At 64.2% G+C, this 17,883-nt stretch carries 13 protein-coding genes and 1 pseudogene; 10 read left to right on the plus strand and 4 right to left on the minus strand.

The genetic code is table 11. The features are described 5' to 3' along the window. The first annotated feature begins 36 nt into the window (after positions 1-36). From VJV41_RS12380 to VJV41_RS12400, 5 genes are read left to right on the plus strand one after another with little or no spacing between them, the layout of a single operon-like run. Positions 37-1,665 carry an AMP-binding protein gene (locus VJV41_RS12380; RefSeq protein WP_325334056.1) on the plus strand — a complete coding sequence of 543 codons (1,629 nt, stop codon included), beginning with the start codon at positions 37-39 and terminating at the stop codon, positions 1,663-1,665. Beyond that, positions 1,665-1,970, plus strand: a complete 306-nt coding sequence (locus VJV41_RS12385; protein WP_325334058.1) for an acyl-CoA thioesterase — start codon at positions 1,665-1,667, stop codon at positions 1,968-1,970. The genes VJV41_RS12380 and VJV41_RS12385 overlap by 1 nt, the downstream gene beginning before the upstream one ends. A 58-nt stretch (positions 1,971-2,028) precedes the next feature. Then, positions 2,029-4,392 carry a bifunctional salicylyl-CoA 5-hydroxylase/oxidoreductase gene (locus VJV41_RS12390; RefSeq protein ID WP_325334061.1) on the plus strand — a complete coding sequence of 788 codons (2,364 nt, stop codon included), beginning with the start codon at positions 2,029-2,031 and terminating at the stop codon, positions 4,390-4,392. Further along, entirely contained in the window at positions 4,392-5,543 is a 1,152-nt protein-coding gene (locus tag VJV41_RS12395) for an acyl-CoA dehydrogenase family protein (RefSeq protein ID WP_325334063.1), read from the plus strand. Before VJV41_RS12390 ends, VJV41_RS12395 begins: the two co-directional genes overlap by 1 nt. Beyond that, positions 5,540-6,367 (plus strand): enoyl-CoA hydratase family protein, encoded by an 828-nt coding sequence (locus VJV41_RS12400; RefSeq protein ID WP_325334065.1) that lies wholly within the window; start codon positions 5,540-5,542, stop codon positions 6,365-6,367. Before VJV41_RS12395 ends, VJV41_RS12400 begins: the two co-directional genes overlap by 4 nt. 85 nt (positions 6,368-6,452) lie before the next feature. Here VJV41_RS12400 and VJV41_RS12405 read toward each other — a convergent pair whose 3' ends face one another. From VJV41_RS12405 to VJV41_RS12415, 3 genes are all read right to left on the minus strand, one after another. Next, positions 6,453-7,433, minus strand: a complete 981-nt coding sequence (locus VJV41_RS12405) for an AraC family transcriptional regulator (protein ID WP_325334067.1) — start codon at positions 7,431-7,433, stop codon at positions 6,453-6,455. A 527-nt stretch (positions 7,434-7,960) separates the two neighbouring features. After that, positions 7,961-9,214 (minus strand): styrene monooxygenase/indole monooxygenase family protein, encoded by a 1,254-nt coding sequence (locus tag VJV41_RS12410; protein ID WP_325334069.1) that lies wholly within the window; start codon positions 9,212-9,214, stop codon positions 7,961-7,963. 265 nt (positions 9,215-9,479) lie between these two features. After that, a complete protein-coding gene (locus VJV41_RS12415) occupies positions 9,480-9,995 on the minus strand; it encodes a quercetin 2,3-dioxygenase (protein WP_325334071.1) in 516 nt (171 codons plus the stop codon). A 446-nt stretch (positions 9,996-10,441) separates the two neighbouring features. Between VJV41_RS12415 and VJV41_RS12420 the strand changes: the two genes are divergently transcribed. From VJV41_RS12420 to VJV41_RS12440, 5 genes are all read left to right on the plus strand, one after another. Next, positions 10,442-11,905, plus strand: coding sequence for an aldehyde dehydrogenase family protein (locus VJV41_RS12420; RefSeq protein WP_325334072.1), 1,464 nt, complete (start codon positions 10,442-10,444; stop codon positions 11,903-11,905). Next, entirely contained in the window at positions 11,902-13,038 is a 1,137-nt protein-coding gene (locus VJV41_RS12425) for an NAD(P)-dependent alcohol dehydrogenase (RefSeq protein ID WP_325334074.1), read from the plus strand. Before VJV41_RS12420 ends, VJV41_RS12425 begins: the two co-directional genes overlap by 4 nt. Further along, entirely contained in the window at positions 13,031-14,614 is a 1,584-nt protein-coding gene (locus VJV41_RS12430) for a class I adenylate-forming enzyme family protein (RefSeq protein WP_325334076.1), read from the plus strand. Before VJV41_RS12425 ends, VJV41_RS12430 begins: the two co-directional genes overlap by 8 nt. 632 nt (positions 14,615-15,246) lie before the next feature. Continuing rightward, positions 15,247-16,422 carry a hypothetical protein gene (locus VJV41_RS12435; RefSeq protein ID WP_325334078.1) on the plus strand — a complete coding sequence of 392 codons (1,176 nt, stop codon included), beginning with the start codon at positions 15,247-15,249 and terminating at the stop codon, positions 16,420-16,422. A gap of 170 nt (positions 16,423-16,592) precedes the next feature. After that, complete coding sequence (locus tag VJV41_RS12440) at positions 16,593-17,687, plus strand: LLM class flavin-dependent oxidoreductase (RefSeq protein ID WP_325334086.1); 1,095 nt, start codon at positions 16,593-16,595, stop codon at positions 17,685-17,687. Between the two features lie 51 nt (positions 17,688-17,738). On the opposite strand, the pseudogene VJV41_RS12445 reads toward VJV41_RS12440, so the two are convergent. After that, positions 17,739-17,883 (minus strand): annotated as a pseudogene (locus tag VJV41_RS12445) (acetyl-CoA C-acyltransferase); the annotation flags it as partial.

Here is a 17,883-nt window from a genome sequence, read left to right on the forward strand (position 1 = left end):
AACAGTCACCCCGGGTTTGTCGTCAGGAAGGACGCTATGCCGCCTTCATCGTCCGCTCACGTCGACACTTTCTGCCAAGACAACCTCCCCGCCGGAGACGAGTGGCCCGAGCTGCTCTTCGATCTCCCCGGCCTGCTGTACCCCAAGCGTCTCAACTGCGCAGTGGAGCTACTCGATCACGTGGCGGACCGTCTGGGCGCCAACCGGCACTGTCTGCTCGCGCCGGGGTGCGAACCCTGGACCTATGGCGACTTGAGGCGCGTCTCCAACCAGATCGCCACGGTGCTCACTGAGGACCAGGGCATCGTGCCCGGCAATCGTGTCTTGCTGCGCGGTCTGAATAATCCCTGGTTGGTGGCCTGCTGGTTCGGCGTCATGAAGGCCGGCGCGGTCGCGGTCACCACGGTGCCCATGCTGCGCGAGGGCGAGCTGGCCAAGATCGCCGAGATCGCGGCAGTCGACTTCGCGCTATGCGACACCCGCTGCACCGAAGCCCTCACCTCATCGGGTATCCCCGGACTGCGCGTACTTGAGTACGGCGGTGAGGGTGGCCTGACGACGGCGATCAGCGGCAGGCCGGAGACATTCACGCCTGTCGACACGGCGGCCGACGATGTCGCGCTGCTCGCATTCACGTCCGGCACGACTGGCCGCCCCAAAGCCACCGTGCACTTCCACCGCGACATCCTGGCCGTCGCGGACACTTTCTCCGCACACGTGCTCAAGCCGCAGGCCGACGACATCTTCACAGGCACCCCGCCACTGGCGTTCACCTTCGGCCTGTGCGGCCTGGTCGTATTTCCGCTGCGGGTCGGTGCCTCGACGTTGCTGGTGGAGAAGGCCACGCCCGAGCAGCTCGCGGATCTGATCGCCGAGCAGGAGGTGACGGTCTGCTTCACCGCACCGACGGCCTACCGCGCCATGCTCGCCTCGGGCAAGGCCGACCGGCTCGGCACACTGCGCCGCGCGGTCTCCGCCGGCGAGCATCTGCCCGCCGCCACGTGGCGGTCGCTGTTCGAGGCGACCGGCCTCAGACTCATCGACGGCATCGGCGCCACCGAGATGCTGCACATCTTCATCGCCTCCGCCGACGACGACATCCGGCCCGGCTCCACCGGCCGCGCCGTGCCGGGCTACGTCGCAACGGTGCTCGACGAGCAGGGCAACCCGCAGCCGCCGGGGATACCGGGAAGGCTCGCGGTCCAAGGACCCACGGGCTGCCGCTACCTGGCCGACCCGCGCCAGCACGAGTACGTGCAGCACGGGTGGAACATCACCGGTGACACCTTCGTCGAGGACGCCGACGGATACTTCTGGTACCAGGCACGCAGCGACGACATGATCGTGTCCTCCGGCTACAACATCGCAGGGCCTGAGGTCGAGGAGGCGTTACTCGCGCATCCCGATGTCAAGGAGTGCGGCGTCGTCGGGCTGCCCGACGAGGAGCGCAGCCAAGTCGTGACCGCGTTCGTCGTGCTGCGGGACGGCGTCCAGGGCGACGAGCGCGTCATTGCACAACTGCAGGAGTTCGCCAAGCAGCGCATCGCGCCATACAAATACCCGCGCCGCGTGATGTTCGTCGACGAGCTGCCCAAGACTGCCACCGGCAAGCTGCAGCGCTACCGTCTCCCCGGTCTTGCGCAGCACCCGACTGCGGGCGTCTGATGACGACGCAAGCCCCGCCGACTGCTCCGCAGGTGACGATTGAACGAATCGTCGCCGCCGAGGTGGAGCTAAACGAAGGGCTCGGCGTCCTGACCCTGTTCGGCGTCGATCCTCGCGCCCGCCATGAGGTCGACTACCGCGCACGGTTGCGGTTTCGGGACCAAGTCACCGTGACCCTCTGGATCGACGAGGTAGGACGCTCGTCGCTTCGCTACGCGTTCACCGTTAGGCGCGGCAACGAAGTCGCCTGGCGGTATCCGCCAGCGGATCGGGGACTACGACTAGTCTATATGTCGCATCTCTGACGTTCGCCAAAATACCTACATAAGATGTCCCCGTCGTCACCCGGCCCAGGAGGAGAATGTGCGCATTGCAGTGATCGGAGGCGGTCCCGGGGGCCTGTACTTTTCGGCACTGGCCAAGCAGCTCGGGCCCGACAACGAGATCACCGTGTGGGAGCGCAACGCAGCCGACGACACGTTCGGCTTCGGCGTGGTTTTCTCTGACGAGACCCTGGGCGGGATCGAGCACGCCGACGCCGAAATCCACCGCCGGATGGAACAGGCCTTCGCGCGCTGGGACGACATCGACGTGCACTACCGCGGTGAGACGATCACCAGCGGCGGTCACGGGTTCGCTGCCATGAGCCGCAAGCTGCTGCTCGAAATTCTCCAGCAGCGTTGCGCGGACCTCGACGTGACCGTGCATTTCCACACCGAGGCTCCGGACGTGGAGACCTTGGCTGCAACCCACGACCTCGTCGTCGCGTCGGATGGCCTGAATTCGGTGGTGCGCTCGACCTACCGCGAATCGTTCAGGCCGAGCCTCGACCACCGCGCGTGCAAGTACATGTGGCTAGGTACCGACAAGGTATTCGAGGCGTTCAAGTTCTACATCCGCGAGACCCCGTACGGCGTGATGCAGGTGCACGGCTACCCGTTCGACGACAACGGCAGCACCTTCATCGTCGAGATGAACGAAGACGTTTGGCGGTCGGCAGGCTTCGACGTTTTCGCGGCGCAGGAGTTCGCGCCGGGCGAATCCGACGAGAAGTCCATCGAGCGGATCAAGGAGCTGTTCGCCGACATCCTCGATGGCCACGACGTCATGGCGAACAACTCCAAATGGATCAACTTCACCACGGTTCGCAACGAGTGCTGGCGGAACGGAAACATCGTGCTGCTCGGCGACGCCGCGCACACTGCGCACTTTTCCATCGGCTCTGGCACCAAGCTCGCAATGGAAGACGCGCTGTCGCTGGCCGCCTGCCTACACGAGCAGCCGACTGTCGACGCTGCACTCGCCGAGTACGAGGCCGAGCGCAAAGCCGTCGTGCGCTCCACCCAGCGCGCCGCACAGGCCAGCCTGGAGTGGTTTGAAAACCTCGGCCAGTACATCGACCAAGACCCCCTGCAATTCGCGTTCAACATCATGACCCGTAGCCGGCGGGTCACCTACGACAACCTGCAACTGCGCGACCCCGAGTTCGTCGCAAAAGTCAACGCATGGTTCGCCGCACAGGATCACGCGCATCGGCCAGACACGCCGCCGATGTTCCAGCCAATGCGGCTCGGGGACCTGGAGCTCGTCAATCGGGTCGTGGTCTCACCGATGGACATGTACTGCGCGACCGACGGCATGCCGAACAACTTCCACCTGGTTCATCTCGGAGGCAAGGCGCTCGGCGGCGCCGGCTTGGTGATGACCGAAATGGTCTGCGTGAGCCAGACGGGCCGGATCACCCCCGGCTGCACCGGCATCTGGACCGACGAACAAAGTCGGGCGTGGCGACAGATCACCGACTTCGTGCACGCGGACACAAACGCGAAGATCGGCATCCAACTTGGTCATTCCGGCCGCAAAGGCTCGACCAAGCTCATGTGGGATGGCATCGACCAGCCCCTCGACCACGGCAACTGGGAGATCGTTGCGCCTTCCCCGCTGCCCTACAAACCCGGCGTGAACCAGATGCCTCGGGAGCTGACCGAGGCCGACCTTGCCGACATAAAACAACAATTCGTCAACGCGGCGAGACGAGCCGATGAGGCCGGCTTCGACTTGGTCGAGCTGCACTGCGCCCACGGCTACCTGTTGTCCTCGTTCATTTCGCCCGTCGCCAACCGGCGCGTTGACCGCTACGGGGGCGACTTGGTCGGGCGGATGCGCTACCCACTCGAGGTATTTCGGGCGGTGCGCGAGGCGTGGCCGGCACACAAGCCGATGACCGTGCGCATCTCGGCCACCGACTGGGTCGACGGCGGGATCACCGGCGACGACGCAACGCACATCGCCCAGTCATTCAAGGATGCCGGCGCCGCCGCCATCGACGTCTCCTCGGGCCAGGTCACCCCCGACGAGACACCGGCGTTCGGGCGCTCGTACCAGACACCCTTCGCGGACAAGATCCGCCACACCGTCGAAATACCCACGATCGCAGTGGGTGTGATCTCGTCGCACGACGATGTGAACTCGATTCTGCTCGCCGGGCGCGCCGACCTGTGCGCGCTCGGCCGAGTCCACCTTTACGATCCGAGCTGGACGCTGCACGCCGCCGTTGAGCAGAACTACACCGGTTCTGGCGCGGTATGGCCCGACTCGTGGCGGGCCGGCAGGCGCAAACCGCAGACGGGTCGCACCGACGGCCCGAAGCCCCGCCTGCAGTTGATCCGCGACGGCAAGACCGCTACCCGCCACCAGCGGTGGCGACCAACGAGGCAGCACACCTGATGGGCGTCCTGACCGTCGAGGAAACCGCCTACGCACGACGGGTCCGCGACCTGGCGATGACCGAGTTGCTGCCGCTGGTCGACAAGGGCGTCGAGGGCAGAGTGAACCGTCCTCTGCTTGTCGCCATGGGCGGGCATGGGCTGCTGCGCGACCTGTTCGGCGGATCGCCCGAGGAGCCACCCAGAGACGCCGCGGCCATGCGACTATGCCTGCTTCGGGAGACCATCGCAAGCGTGTCGACCGAGGCGGAGACCGCGCTCGCGCTCCAGGGTTTGGGTAGCTACCCCATCCTGCAGTCCGGCCGCCCGGGCACCGTTGAGCGCTGGATCCCCCGCGTCGTGCGCGGCACCGCAGTCGCGGCGTTCGCGCTGACCGAGCCGGAGGCGGGTTCCGATGCCGCCGCCCTTGCGCTACTGGCGATTCCAGACGGCCGCGGCTGGCGGTTGCACGGGGAGAAGATCTGGATATCCAACGCCCCCGAGGCCGATGTCTACACCGTCTTCGCCCGAACCACCGCGGGCGCGGGCGCGCGCGGGGTGACCGCGTTCGCGGTTGCCGGCGACGCCGAGGGACTGTCCGGCGAGCACCTCGACCTGCTGTCGCCCCACCCGATCGGGCGGCTCCGTTTCGACGGTGTCCGCGTCGGTGCCGGTGACGTGCTCGGCGAGGTCGACGCCGGGTTCAAGGTGGCCATGCGCACCCTCGATCTGTTCCGTCCCAGCGTCGGCGCCTTTGCCGCGGGCATGGCGCAGGCAGCGATCGACGTCACGCTCGACCACGTGTCCACGCGACAGGTCCACGGCGCACCGCTCGCCGCGCAACAGTCCGTCGCCCACACGCTGGCCGACCTGGCCACCCGACTGCAGGCGGCTCGGCTGCTCGTCTACGCCGCGGCTCGAACCTACGACGCAGGTGCTTCGCGCAGTGCAGTTACCCGGTCGGCCGCCATGGCCAAGTTATTCGCCACCGAGGCCGCCCAAACCATCGTCGACCAGTGCGTCCAACTGCACGGCGCCCGCGCCCTCGAGCGCGGCCACCTGCTCGAGCACCTCTACCGCGACGTCCGGGCTCCCCGAATCTACGAAGGCGCCTCAGAGGTGCAGCGCTCCATCATCGCCCGCGAGCTGTTCAAAGAGAGGAACGCCCCGTGACCCGTTTCAAGGCGTCGGTCCCGCTGACCACCACCTGGGAGCACTTCGACTTCAAGGTCGAGGGTTCCGTCGCGACCGTCACGCTCAACCGTCCCGAGAAGTTCAACCCACTCACCTTCGAGTCTTATGCGGACCTGCGCGACCTGCTCGCCGAGTTGCCCCACCACGACGGTGTGAAGGTGCTGGTGATCCGAGGCGAGGGACGGGCTTTCTGCGGCGGCGGCGATGTCAACGAGATCATCGGCGAGCTGATCAAGATGAAGGCCGGCGAGCTGATGCAGTTCACCAAGATGACCGGCGACGTCATCCGTGCCATGCGCGAGTGCCCGATCCCGATCATCGTCAAGATCAATGGCATCGCCGCGGGCGCCGGCGCGGTCATCGCGCTTGCCGCGGACTTCCGTGTCGTCGGCCGATCGGGACGCTTCGCCTTCCTCTTCACCAAGGTCGGTCTCTCCGGCGGCGACATGGGCGCCGCCTACCTACTCCCCCGCGTCGTCGGCCTCGGCCGGGCCTCCTCCCTGCTGATGCTGGGCGACACGATCGACGCAGATACCGCCGACCGCTACGGCCTGGTCTCGCAACTTGTCGACGACGATCAGCTCGACGACGCGGTCGCCGCCCTTGCCGGCCGAATCGCCAGCGGTCCGAGTCTCGCGCTCTCCCAGACCAAATCGTTGCTGACCCGTGAGCTGGACATGTCAATGTCGTCGTCGATGGAGCTCGACGCAATGACCCAGGCCCTGCTGATGACCACCGATGACCATGCCGAGTTCCACGCCGCGTTCAACGCCAGGCGTTCGCCTGCATGGAAAGGCCAGTGAGCAACTCCCGTTGCTTGACTACGGCTCCGGCAAATCGGTCAAGCCGTCGTCTAGCCCTCGTCCTACGCCGGCGGCGCGTGCTCGGCTACCGCCGCAATGTCTGTGACGGTGACTCGCCGAACCGTCGGCGGTATTCGACCGAGAACCGGCCCAGGTGCATAAAACCCCAGTCCAACGCGATGTCGGTGACACTGGCGCCCGACCTGGGGTCCGCCTCTGCCAATGCCTCCCGAACCCGCTTCAGACGTACTTCGCGCAGGTAGGTCATCGGCGAGCAACCGACGAGGTCATGGAAACCTTGCTGCAGCGCTCGCACGCCGACACCGGCGTCCGCCGCCAGCGTCACGGTCGTCAGAGGACGTTCGGGGTGCTCTTCGATTCGCTCCAACGCCACCCTGATAGGGCGTGGTGCCGCTGGCACCTGTTGGGCGTGCAACGCCGCACTGTAGTTATGGCGTTGCGCGAGCAACAGGCCGGTGAGAAGGACACACTCCAGCTGCGACGACAGCAGTGGATGTTCAAGCAGACCTCCGGTGCGTTCGGCCTCGCCAAACAACAAGTCAAGGGCAGCGCGCCAGCCTCGCCCGCGGCTCGTGCGCAGGTCCAGTCCCATCTCGAATCTGATCGGACCGAGCACCGGGCGGCCGAGAAGCGACTGGAGGTGGCGGGTCAGTTGGTCGTCGTCGACGCGGATGCCGATCTGTTCGCAGTCCGAAGCCCATTTCATCGAGATGCGCTGCCGCATGTCGGGCATCGCGGCGAAGTCGGGTGTCGACACGACCTCCTCCCGACCGGACATCACGGCTGCACTTCCCCGCAGCGGCACTTGAACGAGATGAAATCGCCGCTCAGGCGCCGGCCCGTCGATCTTGACGGCGGTGCCATACCCGAGCCGAATGAGGTTGATCTTGTCCACGCGGGTCGCACTGAAGGTCGCGTCCATGTGGGTGCGATCTAGCCGGTCGAGCCGATGCGTCGTGACGGCGTTCGACACCGCTTCCCGGATGCAGTCAAGATCCTCCGTGCGAACGAACTCGTATGTGGCTGGTGGGCCGGTACCGTTCACTGCTGTTCTCTCCCTCCACGCCAGACCGGCGGGGGCGACAGAAGTCGTTCCCGCCGCCGCCAGATCGGAGCCCCCGGCACCGCGTGTTCAGAGAGTTCCTCCAGTGAGCAAGTTAGACACGCGTTCGCCTTCAGAAAAATACTTCGCCCTCATGACCGACATCGTGGATTGGGGCAGGCAGTTCGAACCTCTTGGAAATCGCGCGTCTCCGAACTGCCGCAGCATGGGGCGGAGACCACGGCTGATCAGCCGTGAAGCGAAGGGCGTCGCGCTGCCGGCATAGGCCGGTCGCGAAGGTGAAACGGTGATCCCGAAGCGGTGATGGGTGCGAGAGCGGTATACCGCAGCGCAATCCGACATTTCAGCGCCGCGGATTCAGTACGACAAATTGGGTCGGGCGTGCGGGTCAGGTTCGCCGATGAAATCGGGTTCCAATCGATCGCTTCGTGCGGCCCCGCAGATGGCATATATTGATTCTGTGACGATCGTCGGCATAGCAACTATAGTCGTTGCGCTGTTGACCGATGTCAAGGCTTGAGGCCACTGCCCGCGCCTTCGGCCGGCGCGAGCTCGTCAAGATAGGACCGGGCAGCGTCGGGATCCATGAACCAGTGGAAAAAGTCGCGCGGATCGTCGTAACCGTTGGCGAAGCGACGTGCGATCCGGGGACTCGTACCAGCGGCCGCCAGTATTTCAACGACGTGTGGAGGCGGCTGCATGAGCAACGAGTTGGTCCACGCGGCTGCGTACTTGGCGTAGTCCCAATACCGCTCGAACGTGTCGGTCATGAACTCGGTATCGAACGGGCGGTCGCCGTGCTCGAGAATGCTGGACAAATACGATGTGGCGCACTTGCTTGCATTGTTGGAGCCCTGACCGGTGATGGGGTCATTGAGAACGACGACATCCGCGAGGCCCAGGACGGGCGCGCCGGACGGTAACACCCCGATTGGCTTGCGGACGGTCGGAGTCAAGCGGCCGGCCAGCACACCGAGGTTGTCAGTGAGTTGTACATCGCGGCAGCGCTCGGCCTCCCAGGGCACGTAAGTGTCCACGATCTTCCTGGCGATCTCAAAGTGCTGGGCGGCGTCGGTGACACCGCCGAATAGATCCAGCGGACCGCCGGGGAGGCCCGCGATAGCCATGATGTCGCACGGTCCCGTCGTGGTCAGCGCCGGCATGACGAAGTATTCGCCGGCGCCCGGGATCAAGTTAAACGACACCGTCGAATACGGCGTCGTTGGCGTCATGCCCGTGACGTACGTAAGCGATAGCGCACGTTGGGGAGCATCGAACGTCGAGCGGGCGGCATCGCGCTCGAACAGTTGTGCCATATCGCCCTTACCCGCGGCAACAAGGACAAGCTCAGACGATTTCGCATATTTTTCCAAGTCGTCGATCGTGACTTCTTGGATGTCGAGCCGACCACCCCGGCTGGTGAACTCGGCCATCCAGCGCGGCATCTTCACGCGCTGGTCGACTGATTGCGCAGGCAGATCGAGCCGGGACGCCCACGAGATGGCCTTACCGCCATTGCCGTCGGGCAGACTGAACTCGACACCATCTACGGTTGGACAGTCCTTAGACCAGAAATCGAGACCCAACGCGGCCTCTCGGGCGAGCGCGCTGACGAACATGATTTGGCTCGAGAGGATCCGTCCGTTGTAGATCTGCTCGGGCGTACGGTTGGAGACGATCCGAACGTCATATCCGGCGTCGAGCAGTCCGATACCGAGATGCAGCCCGGACTGGCCAGCACCGACGATCGTGATGGTGCGCATCGTTGGTCCTTTCGAATGGGGTCGTGAAGTTGTTCAAGGGGTCCGCCGGATTCGCCCTTCCGACAACCGGATTCAGAGACAGCGTTCAATCGCGCAATGGCCGGCCCGCGCGCAGCGTCCATGGCCGCAGTCGGCAGTCATGCCCTGCTTATTTCGGGTGGCCCAGTGATAGTGATCGCCGGGCGCGGGTGGTGTAACGCCGTCGCGAAATCGAGGTGTACCGCCGTCAAAGCGGTTCTGGCCCAACACAAGACAGCAGTCAGTTCTACTTGAGGTCGGATGGGCGCTGGCCGGGGCCACCGAGGAAGGTGACGCCGTACTTTTGAGCAATCTGCCCGACGGTCGCGATCCTCTCAGGGTCGTAACCCTGGAAATCAGGCAAGCGACGCTCTGCGGCAGCCTCAGAAACCTCGACAACGTAGTCTTCGAAGCCTGCCGGTGAAGTGATGCCCAGCCAACGGGCCGGGATGTCCGAAGTAACCTTGTAACAGTGGACCACGTTTCGTGGCATCAGTGCGTAATCGGCGGGTTGGAGAACGCGCATTTCGTCGCCCACCCACACCGTCATTTCCCCCTCGAGGATCAGGAACGCCTCATCCTCGTCCGTATGCACGTGTAGGGGCACTTCATCCCCGGGCGGGCCAAGAAGTTCGAAGATGGCGTAGGCACCTCCGGTGTGCTTTCCGGTGGCGACGATGTCCACCAGATTCTTGAAGAACCAACGGGTATCGCGCTCACTCCGTGTCACAACTACGGCGTTGCCGGCATTCGGATCGTTCATGAATTCCTCGCTGCGGGGCTCTTGTGCGGGTCAATGTCGGTCCGAAGTTAGTGTCGCCCAGGGGTGCCCGCTATCCGTATGGCGCGGGCACTGTCCACGGGGCGAGCAGAGGAACCGGAAACGGGCGACGTGGCTGTTCGGGGACGTCAAGGGCCGCGCACCGAATGACGTTTTGCGCCGGTTTTTTCTGACACAGGCGACGGTGTCGCCGAAGGAGACCTAGATAGTGATCGCGTTGTTGAGCTATCCGGGCGGCTGGGACGACGCCACCAAAGCGCCGATACGCTCGGTCACCGTTGCCCGACGTGTCGATTTCCGCGACCGGCTACGAATGTCTCTGCGGTTTCCTCGCTCAAGCAACCGGCCAGTGTTCGCGTTCCGAACACTCGATATTGCCGGGGCGAGGACAGACTTGTCTTGCCGACCTATGCCATGAGGAGCCGACAATGGGTGTCGAACTTACTTCCGTCCGCGTCGCGGTAGACGCGGATTTCGTGATGACGATCGACGGTCGCCCGGCCGTGTCGCAGAGCACCGAGCCGGTATTCAATCCGGCGACGCGCCAAGTGCTGGCCACCGTTCCTTCGGCGACCCAAGAGCAGCTCGACGCTGCGGTGGAGTCCGCGCGTGCGGCGTTCCCCTCGTGGGCAGCGACCGATCTGTCCCGAAGGCAGGCCATCGTGTCATCGATCGGGGACCGGCTCGAAGCCCATGCCGAGGAATTCATGGCGCTCCTCACCGCCGAGCAGGGAAAGCCGCGCGCCATGGCTGAATGGGAGGTGTACGGCTCGGTCGCATGGTTCCGTGAGATTGCCAAACAGTCGCTGCCCGAGGAAGTCCTCGAAGACACCAGCGAACGACGGGTGATCAGCCGGCACACGCCGCTCGGGGTGGTCGCCGCGATTGTGCCCTGGAACTTCCCCATCCTGCTGGCCGTGTGGAAGATCGCACCGGCGCTTGTCGCCGGCAACACGATCATCGTCAAACCATCGCCGTTCACGCCGTTGTGTGACCTCAAACTGGTCGAGCTGGTTCAGGATCTGCTGCCGCCCGGTGTGCTAAGCGCGGTCTCCGGCGGCGACGATCTGGGCAAGTGGATGACGGCCCACGACGGAATCGCCAAGGTGGCGTTCACCGGCAGCACCGAGACCGGCAAGCACGTCATGCGCTCGGCGGCGGGCACCATCAAACGAATCACGCTGGAGCTCGGCGGCAACGACCCAGCCATCGTCCTCGGCGACGTGGATCCGAAAAAGGTGGCACCGCAACTATTTTGGGCCGCATTCCAAAACAACGCGCAGTTCTGCAACGCAGCCAAGCGGGTCTACATACACGACAGCGTCTACAACGAAGTACGCGACGCGCTGGTCGAGTATGCGGAGACTGTCGTCGTTGGCGACGGCGCCCATCCCGACACACAACTCGGACCGATTCAAAACGAACCGCAGTACCGCAAGGTAGGCGAGTACTTCGACGACTGCCGTGAGCAGGGATACTCGTTTGTGCTCGGCGGCCATATCGACCCTGACGCGCGAGGTTGGTTCGTTCCGGTCACGCTGGTCGACAACCCACCCGAAGACTCACGGCTGGTCACCGAGGAACCGTTCGGGCCCATCCTGCCGCTACTGCGGTGGTCGGACGAGGCCGACGTGATCCGGCGCGCTAACGACACGCCGTGGGGCCTGGGCGCCACGGTGTGGGGTCATGACCTGGAGGCGATCCAACGGATCGGGCGGCAAATCGAGGCCGGAACGGTATGGCTCAACGAAGTTCACGAATACTCCCCACATCAAGTATTCGGGGGACACAAGCAGTCCGGAATCGGCGCAGAGAACTCCCTGCACGGGCTCGCTGAATACACCAACCACCAGACGATCACCCTGAACAAGGTGCCGGGAGCGGTGTCGTGAAGGCCCAAGCCGCGGTGCTACGAGCTGCATCCACCCCGCTGGAACTGGTCGAGGTCGACGTCGAAGACCCCCGGCCGCACGAAGTTGTCGTCCGGCTGGCCGGCTCCGGCATCTGCCACACCGACCTCGGCGTCATCGCATCGGCCACCGATGCGCAAGTGCCCATCGTGCTCGGGCATGAGGGCGCAGGGGTGGTCGAGCACGTGGGCAGCGAGGTGACCGGACTGGCCGTCGGAGACCACGTCGTGCTGTCGTACAACTCCTGCGGCGGCTGTGACCACTGCGGGTCCGCCTTGCCGATGCACTGCCGCGACTTCATCGGCCTGAACCTCAGTGGAGCCCGCCTCGACGGCTCTTCGCCGTTCAGCCAAGGCGGAGAACCCGTCCTGGGCCACTTCTTCGGTCAATCCTCGTGGGCGACACGGGTAGTGACCACAGACCAGAACTGCGTCAAGGTCGACGACGATCTCCCACTGGCCGTGCTGGGACCGCTGGGCTGCGGGATCCAAACCGGCGCCGGCGCCGTGCTCAACACGTTGAAGCCCCCGGCGGGCTCCTCCATCGCTATCTTCGGTATGGGGTCGGTGGGGTTGGCCGCGCTTCTGGCCGCCGTTGTAGCCGACTGCGGGACGATCATTGCCGTCGACATCGACGATGCCCGCCTGGAACGCGCCACTGAACTCGGCGCGACGGCAACCGTCAACTCCGCCAATACCGATGCGGCCGAACAGATTCGGCACCTCACCGACGGCCTCGGCGTCCAATACACGGTCGAATGCATCGGCTTCGGTGCCGTAGTGCGTGCAGCGCTGGAGTCTCTGCAGACTCCCGGCGTCTGTGCCACCGTGGGATTTCAGGGCGTGCCCAATGAAATCACTATCGACCAGGGCCATCTGCTTTTCGGCAAGTCCCTGATCGGTGTCATCGAAGGCGATGCGATTCCCCAGCAGTTCATTCCGCAGTTGCTGGAACTGTTCCGGGCCGGGCGGTTTCCGTTCGACCAACTCATCGAAACCTTCCCCTTCGAGTCGATCAACGACGCGATCGAGGCCATCCACGCCGGGAAGGTGATCAAAGCCGTGCTGACCTTCCCGTCGACCGGCAGCGACTCAACCAGTCCTGCCGATGGCTGACCACACGGAGCTACGCCCGAGCATCGGCCCGGGTGAGATCCTGCCGCTGGCGGCCCGGCGAAATCCTGACATGGTCGCCCTGATTTGCGACGATCAGCAACTGACGTACCGGCAGCTCGACGATCTGTCGGCTGCACTGGCGGTGGCCTTGGGCCGCAGAGGAATCGGCCCCGGCGATGTGGTTTCACTGTACGGGCAGAACAGCTGGGAGTGGATCGTCAGCTACCACGGGGCACTGCGCGCCGGGGCTGTGGTCAATCCGATCAATGTGATGCTGACTCGCGACGAGCTGCGCTACGTACTCTCCGACTGCAAGGCGAAGGTGCTGTTCGCCGGCGCGGCGCAGCTGCCCACTGCATTGTCAGCCAACGACGGCGAGCCGCTCACCGATCTCGTATTCTCCTCCGCCGACTGTTCAACGCCCGGCGTGATGTCACTGACCGAATTGATCGACGATGGGCGCGGCAGCCCGCCACCATCTCTCACCCCCCAGCCAGCGGATCTGTGTTCCATCGCGTACACCTCGGGAACGACTGGGCATCCCAAGGGGGCGATGCAATCTCATCAGTCCGTGCTACTCAACTGTGCCCTGACGGCGGCCATGCACGGGCGCACTGCGACCGATGTCATGGTCACCGCGCTGCCAAGCGCCCACGTGTACGGCAACGTCGCCATCAACAGCACATTCCTCGCCGGTGGCGCGGTGGTGTTGATGGAGCGCTTCGATCCCTCAACTGCATTGAGCTTGATCGACAAATGGCACGCAACGATGTTCGAGGGTGTGCCGGCGATGTATTCGATGATGCTGTCCCACCCCGCCCTGGAGGGCGCAGATTTGACCAGCCTGCGCTGCTCGACCGTCGGCGGACAGACGTTGCCGGTCAGCGTGCTCAACGCTTGGCAAGAGCGCACCGGCGCACCCTTGCTCGAACTCTGGGGAATGACAGAAATCGCGGGGCTCGGTGCCACGCATGCCATTTACTCTCCCCCGGCGCCAGGATCGATCGGCGTATCGCTACCTGGGGTGCAGCTTCGTGTGGCCGACCTGGACAGCGGCGAGCGTGAGCTCGGCCCCTCTGAGAGAGGCGAACTACAGGTCCGCGGCCCGCTCGTCATGCAGGGATACTTCGGCCGGCCGGACGCCACTGCAGAGGTGCTACGGCCTGACGGGTGGCTACGAACCGGCGATGTCGCCTACTGCGACGAATCGGGCCACTTCTTCGTCGTCGACCGGACCAAGGACATGATCGTCACGGCGGGTTACAACGTTTATCCCGCCGAAATCGAGCGGGTCATCGCCACCCATCCCGACGTTGCTCTTGTCGCCGTGGGCCGCAGGCCCGACGAGGTGCGCGGCGAGGTCGCCGTAGCGTACGTGGTGCTCCGCGACGGTGCGATGCTGACCGAGGACGGCGTGATCGACTTTTGCCGCGACAAGCTCGCGGCCTACAAGCGGCCACGTGCGGTCGTGTTCACCGACGCGCTCCCGACGACGTCGTCGGGAAAGATCATGCGGCGCAAGCTCATTGACATCGATTCCCATGACAGCGCGGGCGCCGCTAGCGCTCGAGGTTGAAATAGCGCAGGCGCTGATAAAGCGTGGTGCGGATTCAAAGTGTCGTAGATGTGTGGGTCAACGGTTGGGTAGGCGCGACACCGATCCGGCTTCCAACGGACCGGAGCAGCGGCCACCGATGACGACCTAGCCGCCACGCGGGTCTGCCTTACTTCGGATCAGAACCGCCTTTGGGCGGGTGAATAGCTCGCGTCCCCCGTCGCCGCGTTTCGGCCCCCAAGCCCGACTGTCCTCGAGCCAAAGAACGCGACATCGACGCCCTGCGTGTGGATTTCGTTCACTCCGACGATGCCAATCGCTAGGGGCATGAGTCCGCGAGTCGGGAACCTGGTGGTTGATAGGCGCCACATTTCCGATGCTCAGTAGTTGACGCACCCGCCGCCCTGGTAGAAAGCACAAGCCGCAATCCCGCCGCCAGGGTTATCGCATGGGCTCCACGGTAATTCCACCCAATGGAATCGGTAGCTGTGGAACACTCGGCCGATAGTGTTACGTTCACCACGTCTCCAGGTTGACTGGAGCGCGCGGGCGCTCGGCTACGCCGCAAGCGCCGTCTACGTGATGGCCGGGATGTCGGATCGCAACTGACTCCGATCCTGCATTTCCCTGAATCTTGTCCGGAAAGGTTGTTCATGACTGAAGCAACAGCAGCGACGACTTCGAGCGCTACCAAGCGCTCGGTGCCGCGCGCGGAGCATGTGGGGAGCTTGCTGCGCCCTGCCGTCCTGCAACAGGCAGCAGAGGCACACGTCAACACTCTCGGCTCTGCGGTCGACGCAGTCGACACGCAGGCTACAAGCGACCTTCGCGAACTGACCGAGGAACACATCCGTCAAGTTGTGGCGCGCCAGGAGTCCATCGGCCTCGATGTCATCACTGATGGCGAATTCGGGCGAATCCTGTTCACCGATTCGTTCTACGGGGCCGTTTCAGGCTTCGACCTGACCGAGGCGAAATTGGTCTGGAAAGACGAGACCGGACAGCAGATCGAAACGCCTTTTATGCCGGCCGCCACACGACGACTGGAGCGGACGGGAAGCCCCCTCGCTGCCGAAGCAACGGTCCTAAGCTCGCTCACCGACCTACCGTTCAAGCTCACATTGCCGGCGGCTTCCATATCGTGCGCGCCCGAAACCTGCCGTCCAGACTTGTACGGCGACGCTTACGCTGACGAGGACGAACTCGCGAACCACGTCGTCAAACTTGAGCGTGAAATCATCGATGACGCTGTCGCCGCAGGCGCCAAGTACATCCAGGTTGACCTCGGGTTGTACCCGTATCTGGTCGACCCGGATCAGCTGGACCGGCTTGCCGCCCTCGGCGCCGACCCGCAAGCCCTCCTCGACCGCTTCCTTCGTGTCGACCGCGCAACGATCGAAGGGCTGCCCGAGGGTGTCCAAACGTCGATGCATCTCTGCCGCGGCAACTTGAAGTCGATGTGGCTGTGGCGGGGATCGCTCGAGCCGGTGGCCGAGCGAATGTTTCACGAGCTGCCTTTCGACCGCTTCCTGGTCGAAATGGACGACGTTGAACGCGACGGTGACTACTCATTCCTTCGGCACGTCCCACGCGGAACAGACGGGCCTGTGGTCGTGATGGGTATCGTTTCGACGAAGAAGCCTCAGCTCGAGAACGAGGATGCTCTTATTCGCGCGATCGAGCAGGCGAGCCAATATCTTCCAATCGAACAGCTGGCACTGTCGCCGCAGTGCGGCTTTGCATCGAACGCCGCCGGCAACGCGCTGTCTGAAGACGATCAGTGGCGCAAGCTCGAACTTGTCGTGCGGGTAGCAGATCGCGTTTGGTAACTCTGTACCGGCAGACGCGCCCGGGATGTGCCTAGCGTGAATTCGCCGGAGTCGTCTCGTCTCTCGCCCTGATATGGGAAAGAGACAGCGACTCCGGCGAATTCGCGGTCCACGGAGCACGTCGATGGCCATCGTGGATAACGACAGGAGTAGATGCAGTGGATTTCGGAGTGGTCTTGCAGGGTTATCCAGGCTGCGCCGAGGACGCCGCGTTTGCTGAGCAGCACGGTTTCAACATGGCGGGATTCGTCGAGACTCCCCTGTTGGCCGGTGACCCATTCGCGTGGATGGCTCTTGCCGCCAAGGCAACGAAGACCATGAAGCTCGGCACGATGCTCACGATCCCGGGCATACGCAGCGCACCTAGCGCGGCCTCTGGGCTCGCCACCGTGAACAGTATTGCGCCCGGCCGCGTCTTCCTCGGGATCGGCAGCGGATATACCTCGCGGCAGTGCTTGGGACTGCGGCGACCGCTTGCCGCCTCGAAGATGCGTGACTACGCGAATCGAGTCCGCGGGCTGCTGGCCGGCGAAGAAGTCTTCGAGCCAGTCGGCAACACGGAAATGCCCATCCGCCTGAAGCATCAAGAAGCTCTTCGGGTGTCTCCCGACCAGCCGATTCCGGTCTACATCGCTGCCGATGGCCCCAAGGCACTCCAGGCCGCCGCTGAAACAGCCGACGGAGTGATCATGACTCTGCGGTATGTCACCGAACCGGACGACAGGGCGAGAGCCTTCGGTGATGCGGTTGCGACTGTGCGCGACATGGCGGCCGAGCACGGCCGCAATTTCGACGATGGGTACATCATCTACTCGACGCAAATCTGCATTCTCGAACCCGGCGAGTCGGCGCTCTCACCGCGCGCCCTCAACCAGATCGGGCCGTTCGCGATGACCGCTTTCCATGCTTATACCTGCACACCCGAAATCAGGAAGTTTCTGCCTGCCGCGGTGAGCGACCGTCTAGAGATCTGGGAAAAAGAAGTCCTCTCGCGATTCGATTGTCCGCCGGATCGCCTGTACCAGGAAGTCCACGCCGGCCATCTCAGCTACCTGCTCGATGGCGAGGCCGCCGTTCTCACTGAAGAGCTCATTCGAATGATCACCGTGACAGGGACGCCCGAGGAGATCGCCGCACAGCTGCGCGCGATCGAGCACGCGGGCGCTCACAACGTCACACTCAATTTCCCGCAAAGCGCCATGCGCGAGCAGATAGTGGAGATCGAAGAGCAGATCATGCCGCTTCTTGCGCGGACACCTGCCTGAGACGACAAGCAGCGAGGGCGCAGGCTTGCTGAACCCTTTTCGTGGCCGCGCTCAGCCCGCGCGCAGGATCAGGGCGTCGCCTTGGCCGCCCGCGCCGCACAGTGCGGCAACAGCGTATCCGGAACCGCGTCGTGCCAGCTCAAGAGCCGCGTGCAGGGTGATGCGCGCCCCCGACATGCCGATCGGATGCCCGATA

The sequence above is a fragment of the Mycobacterium sp. genome, from assembly GCF_035274705.1.
GTDB lineage: Bacteria > Actinomycetota > Actinomycetes > Mycobacteriales > Mycobacteriaceae > Mycobacterium.